This window comes from Thermosynechococcus sp. M3746_W2019_013, assembly GCF_015296045.1.
Taxonomy (GTDB): domain Bacteria; phylum Cyanobacteriota; class Cyanobacteriia; order Thermosynechococcales; family Thermosynechococcaceae; genus Thermosynechococcus.
Genome location: NZ_DVDW01000051.1, coordinates 89,098 through 96,002 on the forward strand (window position 1 = coordinate 89,098; position 6,905 = coordinate 96,002).

Consider the following 6,905-nt stretch of genomic DNA (forward strand, 5'->3'; position numbering starts at 1 on the left):
CTGCAATTCCTGACTAAGCTGCTTTATAGTGACGGTACCCCTGTGGAGTTTCTGATGGCAAAGGCAAAATCAAATCAACGGCAAGCATCAAAAGCGTCGCAAGCCACTCAATCAACCCCGATGCAGCAGGCAGCAACCGTTGCCCCTGAACCCCCCCCTGTAGATGCTGCTAGTTTCACCTACGAGGCGGTGATTGGCCTAGAGATTCACTGCCAACTAAGTACCCAAACAAAAATTTTCTCCTCTAGCTCGACCCAGTTTGGAGCACCCCCAAATACCAACATTGATCCAGTGTGTTTGGGTTTGCCGGGGACGCTCCCTGTGTTGAATGAAAAGGTTCTCGAGTATGCCGTAAAGGCAGGTTTAGCCCTCAATTGTCAGATTGCCCCCTACAGCAAGTTCGATCGCAAGCAGTATTTTTATCCCGACTTGCCGAAGAACTATCAAATCTCGCAGTACGATCTGCCCATTGCCCAGCATGGCTATCTGGAGATTGAACTGGTGGACGACAAGGGGATGCCCCGCCGTAAAAAAATTGGCATTACTCGCCTGCACATGGAGGAAGATGCCGGCAAGTTGGTGCATGCGGGGAGCGATCGCCTGTCTGGCTCCACTTACTCCCTAGTGGACTTGAATCGAGCAGGGGTGCCCCTTGTGGAGATTGTCTCCGAGCCAGATCTGCGCACCGGTCAAGAGGCGGCAGAATATGCCCAAGAACTGCGGCGCATTCTTCGTTACTTGGGGGTTTGTGATGGCAATATGCAGGAGGGCTCGCTGCGCTGTGATGTCAATATCTCCGTGCGGCCAGTGGGCAGCAAGACCTTTGGCACAAAGGTGGAGATTAAAAACATGAACTCCTTTAGTGCCATCCAACGTGCCATTGACTATGAAATTGAGCGACAAGTGGCTGCCCTCAAAGCGGGGGAACCCATCGTTCAAGAAACCCGGCTCTGGGATGAGGCCACGCAAGAAACGCGAACCATGCGGGTCAAGGAAGGCTCCAGTGACTATCGCTACTTTCCTGAACCCGATCTCGGACCTATTGAGGTCAGTGCTGAGCAACTGGCGGCATGGCGCGCTGAGCTGCCCGAACTCCCTGCCCAAAAACGCCACCGCTATGAATCTGAGTGGGGATTACCGCCGCAGGATGCCCGCGTTCTCACCGATGAGCGAGCCGTTGCTGAATACTTTGAGGCAACCGTTGTCGCAGGGGCACCCCCAAAATTAGCGGCCAACTGGATCATGGGGGATATTACCGCCTATCTCAAGGAACAAAAACTGGCGATCGAGGCACTACCCCTGCAACCGGCGGCATTGGCGGAGTTGATCCAACTCATTGAGGCGGGCACCATTAGTGGCAAAATTGCCAAGGAGATCTTGCCCGAATTACTTTCCCAAGGGGGTTCTCCAAAAACCCTTGTGGAGCGCAAAGGCCTCAGCCAAATTTCTGATGTTGCCACCCTAGAGGCAATGATTGATGAGGTACTGGCAGCACATCCCAATGAACTGGAGCAATACCGCGCTGGCAAGACCAAACTTCAAGGCTTCTTTGTTGGCCAACTGATGAAAAAAAGTGGCGGGCGTGCCGATCCGAAGCTAGCAAATCAACTCTTGGCTAAAAAGCTCAACCCTGGCAGCTAGGGCGCGGCGCAGTGTCGGCAACAGGTGAGCAATCAACTGTTCGGGATAAACCCCTAGGGAGGTCGCCTGTTGTTCCGCTGCAAGGGCTGCCTGGGCATGCCACCAAACACCCCCATAGGTTGCTCTAAGCGCCTCCTGCTGTGCCAAAAGGCCGCCAATGAGTCCAGTGAGCACATCGCCACTGCCGCCCCGGGCAAGGGCAGGAGTACTGTGGGGGTTGATCCAGAGGTCACCGCTCGAAGAGGCAATGGCCGTCCGTGCCCCCTTGAGAAGCACAATGGCGTTGCTACGACTAGCGGCTGCAATCACTTGATCAAGGCGATCGCCCCCGGCGCTGACAAGGTCAGGAAAGAGCCGTCGAAATTCACCATAATGGGGGGTCAAGATTGTGCCCCTGGGCAGCGGCCATGGGGAGAGGGTCGCTAAGATGTTCAGAGCATCTGCATCCAGGAGGAGGGATTTCCCTGCCCTGAGCACTGTTTCCACCACTGAGCCTGCCTCAGGGGTTAGCCCCGGCCCACAGGCAATGGCGGAAAATTTCCCTAACTCTAGGCTCTCGGACAAGCGGGCGATCGCCCCCCTAGCTGTTTCGGGACAGCCGACAACAATGGCATCGGGGACTCGTGATAGCACAAGGGACTTCAGGGATTGGGGCACCGCCACCACGAGCATTCCCACACCCGTACAGCGGGCGGCTAGGGCACTGAGGAGAATACTGCCACCAAACTGGGCAGAGCCGCCAATGAGTAAAAGCTGACCCTGCTGATACTTGTGGGTAATAGGCGATCGCGACAGGGGCAATGCTTGCCAACAGGAAGCATCCAGGCAATATCGCCGAGGCGCAGTAGCCAAGGCTGTTTCAATCACTACTGAGGGAATATCAAAGGGGATTAAGACACCCTGTCCCACCCAAGGTTGTGCCTCCTCCACCAGTAGCCCCCGCTTCCAGAGTCCTAAACAGAGGGTGCGATCGGCCTGAATTGCGGTGCCCAACACTACCCCCGTATCACTGTGTAGCCCCGAGGGGACATCAATGCTCAGCCGCGGTTGCCCCCAAGTGTTGATCTGATTAATGGCATGGGCCAGTTCACCTGTCAGTTCCCGCTCTAGGCCAAAACCAAAGAGACCATCCACAACCAGGTCAACTTCCTGCAACGCCTCCACTCTCTCCACAAAGGGCAGACCCAGAAAGCGAGCATAGCGGGCATGATCCGCCGTCAGGGGCTTGAGCCGCTCAAAGGGCTGCCAGAGTTTCACCCGATAGCCGCGGTGCCAGAGTTCCCGCGCCACCACCAGGGCATCGCCGCCATTGTGACCAGGCCCTGCCAAGACCGCCACGCAGGGATACTGGGAGGTTGGAAAATGCTCCCGCAGATAGTGACTCAATCGCTGCCCCACCTTTTCCATTAGGGCAGGAATGGGGAAGCCGGCATCGAACATTGCCCCCTCAATTGCCTGCATTTCCGCAGTGGTGACAATCGCTGGAAATGTCGGTTTCATCGCTGTCCCAGCCAACGTTGACCCAAGGGAACTGCTTGGCGCGCCCCCGTGACCTGGGGCAAATTGCCCGGCAGGCCCAACTCATGCCAGTAGGCCAAAATGGCGAAGGCGATCGCCTCCTTTGCATCCACTGGTAGGCCAGCCGTCGCCGTGGTTTCCAGGGGAATTTCTCCTAAATGCACTTGAAGGCGCTCCCTGAGGAATCCATTGTGGGCACCGCCGCCACAGAGCAAGATCCGCTGTGGTTTTTGGGGCAAAAATTGGCCATAGCTTTCAACCATACTGCGAGCTGTAAATTCCGTTAGCGTCGCTAGAATATCCGCAGGTGCCAAACCCGTGGCATCGGCGCGGCACCGTTGCCAAAAGGGTAGACCAAAGTATTCGCGGCCAGTGGACTTCGGAGGCGACTGCTGAAAAAAGGGGTCCTGCAGCCACTGCTCCACCAGGGGCTCGATAATTTTGCCCTGCCGTGCCCATGTGCCATCAGCATCATAGGTCAATTCACCGCCCGATAACTCCGTTACGGCCAGATCAAGCAGCATATTGCCGGGACCGGTATCCCAGCCCATGACCCCTTTCCCCTCAGGATCCTCAAGCTGAGAGGGCAAGTAGGTGACATTGCCGATCCCACCGATGTTTTGCACACAACGGACTTCCGTGGGATGACCCAGCAGACACCAATCCACCCGCGGCACAAGGGGCGCCCCCTGACCACCCAAGGCAATATCCTGGGCGCGAAAGTTGGCAATGGTGGTCATGCCTGTACTCCAAGCAATCCAATCCCCCCGTCCCAGTTGCAGGCTGTAGCCTAGGCGATCGCCCGCGGGGGGGCGATGAAAGACCGTTTGACCGTGGGAGCCAATCAGCTCTGCCCGTGGATAGCCCTGTTGAACCGTTTGCGCCGCATGGGCGAAGGCCGCGGCGATCGCCTCATCCAACGCCGCCAACTCAGCCAGGGTCAAGGATTTCGCACCACAAACCTCAAGAATACGTTGCCGCAGGGCGTCTGGATAGGGCACCGTACAAAAATTTAGCACCGTTACCTGAAGGTCGCGATCGCCCCCCTGTAGCTCCACTAACACCGCGTCAATGCCATCGACAGAGGTTCCGCTCATCAGGCCAATGACACGCATCATCTGCCCCCCCAGCAGTTGATTACAACAGTTGATATTTTGTTTCCGCCAAGCGGTAGAGGGGGCGCCAAACCAGGCGGTTGGTCAAAACCACCAATAACGACATCACCGCCGTTGCTGCCATCAGTAGCGGAAAATCTCCCCGAACGCTAGCCTCGGAAATGGTGGCCCCCAAGCCAAGGGTTTGCGCCGTTTGATTTTGAAATTCCACATATTCACTGACGATGCTGGAATTCCAAGCTCCCCCCACAGCGGTAATGATGCCCGTAATCAAATAGGGAAAAATTCCGGGTAAGATTAGCGTGCGCCACCGCTGCCACCAAGGGAGTTGATAGACCACCGCTGCTTCGAATAATTCTGTGGGAATCGCTTGGGCACCGGCAATCACATTAAAGAGGATGTACCACATCGTGCCCAGCATCATCAGCGCCACAGACCCAATCTCCAAGCCCCCGCCTACATTGGCCAGGGCCAACAGCAGAACTGGAAACAAAGCCGTGGCCGGCACCGATGCTGCAATTTGAACAATGGGTTGCAAGATTTGAGCAGCACGCGGATTGCGACCGATCGCCACCCCCACAGGCACCGTCCACAGTAGCGAGAGAATGAGTGACGTCATTACCCTCAGGGTTGTCAGTACTGCCCCCAGAGTAATTTGCTGCCATTGTTGCCAACTCACCTTGAACATTTGCTGCAGAAAGGCGATCGCCCCCCAACCCACGAACACAACAGAAATCAGCAAAATGATGAGGGTGATCGGCCAGTTACCTTGGCGATTCTGGGGTGTGAAGGATTGACGGGGGTGTTTGGGGCGCAACTGCTCATCTAGTTGTTCCCAGAGGGGGGCAAAGAGGTTTTGGTGGAAGGCTCGCAACGTTGGCGATCGCCGCAGAAAATCAAGAACGAAGGATTTAGGAACATTCTCCGCCTCGACTATTTCCATCTTGAATTTTTCGCCCCAGGCAATCAGAGGGCGCCACACCAAAATATCAATAATGATGATGACTCCAATCAGAACTGCCAAGCCGTAGATCAAAGCGGCATAATCCTGTTGGTTGGCTGCTTCCGCCAGATAGGAGCCTAACCCTGGCAACGTAAAGGTTTTCTCGCCAATGGTAAAGGACTCGATCGCCATCAGGAAAAACCAGCCGCCAGCCACCGACATCACACTATTCCAGATCAGGCCAATGGCGCCCGCCGGTAAATCTAGCGTCCACACCTGCTGCCACCACCCCAAGCGATAAATTTTTGCTACCTCCCGCAGCTCCTGGGGCACGCTAGTCAAAGACTGGTAAAAGCTAAACGTCATGTTCCAAGCCATCCCCGTGTAGATGAGGATAATAGCTGCCAGTTCTACGCCCATACGGCTCCCCGGAAAGAGAGCAATGAGGGCCAGCACCACCCCCGGCAAAAATGACAGCACGGGAATCGATTGCAGAATATCCAGCAGGGGCAGCAGGATTTTTTCAGCAGTGCGGTTATAGTAGGCGATATAGGAATAGAGGATGCTAAAGACCAAGGAAATAATGTAGGCAATGAGCATCCGCAGCAGCGTCTGAGCAGTGTAACTTGGCAAGACCGCCGGACTCAGCTCAATGGTGATTGTGGGGTCATAGCGTCCTGTAAACTGAGCCGCTGTGCTGACAATCCAAAAGATCAGGGCAATCAAGGCCAAAATAATCAGACCATCTTGCCAGGTCCAAGCACGATTCAGTGTTTGATTATCGGGGGTAAGGGGGCGTGCCATCGCGGCCTCCAGCGGTTATCTCCACGAGGCAAATTATAGCCACATCCCTGTAGCCGTAAAAGTTAGTAGTGAATGCAAGCCAGGACACCACTGAATTCCCTGACCTATGTCTAAGATTTAGGAGAGCATTAAGTTAGCCCCCCGCTCCTATGCTTTTGCGTCGCACCAAAATTGTCGCTACCATTGGCCCTACCAGTCGATCGCGGGAAGTGATTCAGCAGATGCTGGCCGGTGGCATGAATGTGGCACGGTTAAATTTCTCCCACGGTGACTACAAAGATCATGCCGAAACTATTGCTCTGCTGCGACAAGTGGCCAATGAAGAAGCAACCCCCCTGACGCTACTGCAAGATTTGCAAGGTCCTAAGATTCGTGTCGGCCAGCTTCCTAAAGGGAAGATTGAATTAGTGGAAGGGGAGCAAGTCCACCTCGTGCCGCTGACTAAGGAAAAGACGCAGGGCATTGGCATTGATTATCCTTACCTTGCCGAAGAGGCGCAGCCGGGAATGCAGGTGCTTTTGGATGATGGTCTTTTGGAATTAGTGGTCGAGGCCATTGAGGGAGATCGGGTCACTTGCCGGGTGGTGCAGGGGGGCACCCTCAAAAGCCGGAAGGGGGTGAACCTACCGGATCTCAATCTGCGGTTGCCTTCCCTCACAGACAAAGATAAGCAGGATATTCAATTTGGTATTGCCCAGGGGGTTGATATTATCGCCTTGAGTTTTGTGCGCCGAGCTGAGGATCTCTGGGAGTTGCGGCAGTACTTAGCGGCTCACGGTGCCGGTGATATGCCCGTACTGGCAAAAATTGAGAAACCCCAAGCGGTGGAAAATCTCGCAGCCATTTTGGGGGTAGCCGATGCGATTATGGTTGCCCGAGGCGAT

Annotated in this window: 5 protein-coding genes; 2 read left to right on the forward strand and 3 right to left on the reverse strand. The window is 55.2% G+C overall.

Annotation, left to right across the window (positions count from 1 at the left end; translation table 11 throughout):
• Window positions 1-120 precede the first annotated feature (120 nt).
• Window positions 121-1,641: an Asp-tRNA(Asn)/Glu-tRNA(Gln) amidotransferase subunit GatB gene (gene gatB, locus IGQ16_RS09680; protein ID WP_297061278.1), complete on the forward strand. Its 1,521-nt coding sequence runs from the start codon at window positions 121-123 to the stop codon at window positions 1,639-1,641.
• Here gatB and IGQ16_RS09685 read toward each other — a convergent pair.
• The 3 genes from IGQ16_RS09685 to IGQ16_RS09695 are packed head-to-tail and all read right to left on the reverse strand — an operon-like array spanning window position 1,597 to window position 6,021.
• Window positions 1,597-3,141, reverse strand: a complete 1,545-nt coding sequence (locus IGQ16_RS09685) for an NAD(P)H-hydrate dehydratase (RefSeq protein ID WP_297061259.1) — start codon at window positions 3,139-3,141, stop codon at window positions 1,597-1,599. The two genes, gatB and IGQ16_RS09685, sit on opposite strands and share 45 nt — an antisense overlap.
• Window positions 3,138-4,277, reverse strand: a complete 1,140-nt coding sequence (locus tag IGQ16_RS09690; protein ID WP_041428972.1) for an anhydro-N-acetylmuramic acid kinase — start codon at window positions 4,275-4,277, stop codon at window positions 3,138-3,140. The genes IGQ16_RS09685 and IGQ16_RS09690 overlap by 4 nt, the downstream gene beginning before the upstream one ends.
• 19 nt (window positions 4,278-4,296) lie before the next feature.
• Complete coding sequence (locus IGQ16_RS09695; protein WP_297061265.1) at window positions 4,297-6,021, reverse strand: ABC transporter permease subunit; 1,725 nt, start codon at window positions 6,019-6,021, stop codon at window positions 4,297-4,299.
• Window positions 6,022-6,170: 149 nt separating this feature from the next.
• Here IGQ16_RS09695 and IGQ16_RS09700 point away from each other — a divergent pair.
• Window positions 6,171-6,905 (forward strand): pyruvate kinase (locus IGQ16_RS09700; protein ID WP_297061268.1); only part of this gene is annotated, 735 nt, incomplete at its 3' end.

Bases quoted from the DNA above. Each gene is read 5' to 3' on its own strand.
- gatB (WP_297061278.1), top strand. From the start codon at position 121: ATGCAGCAGGCAGCAACCGTTGCCCCTGAACCCCCCCCTGTAGATGCT.
- IGQ16_RS09685 (WP_297061259.1), bottom strand. From the start codon at position 3,141: ATGAAACCGACATTTCCAGCGATTGTCACCACTGCGGAAATGCAGGCA.
- IGQ16_RS09690 (WP_041428972.1), bottom strand. From the start codon at position 4,277: ATGATGCGTGTCATTGGCCTGATGAGCGGAACCTCTGTCGATGGCATT.
- IGQ16_RS09695 (WP_297061265.1), bottom strand. From the start codon at position 6,021: ATGGCACGCCCCCTTACCCCCGATAATCAAACACTGAATCGTGCTTGG.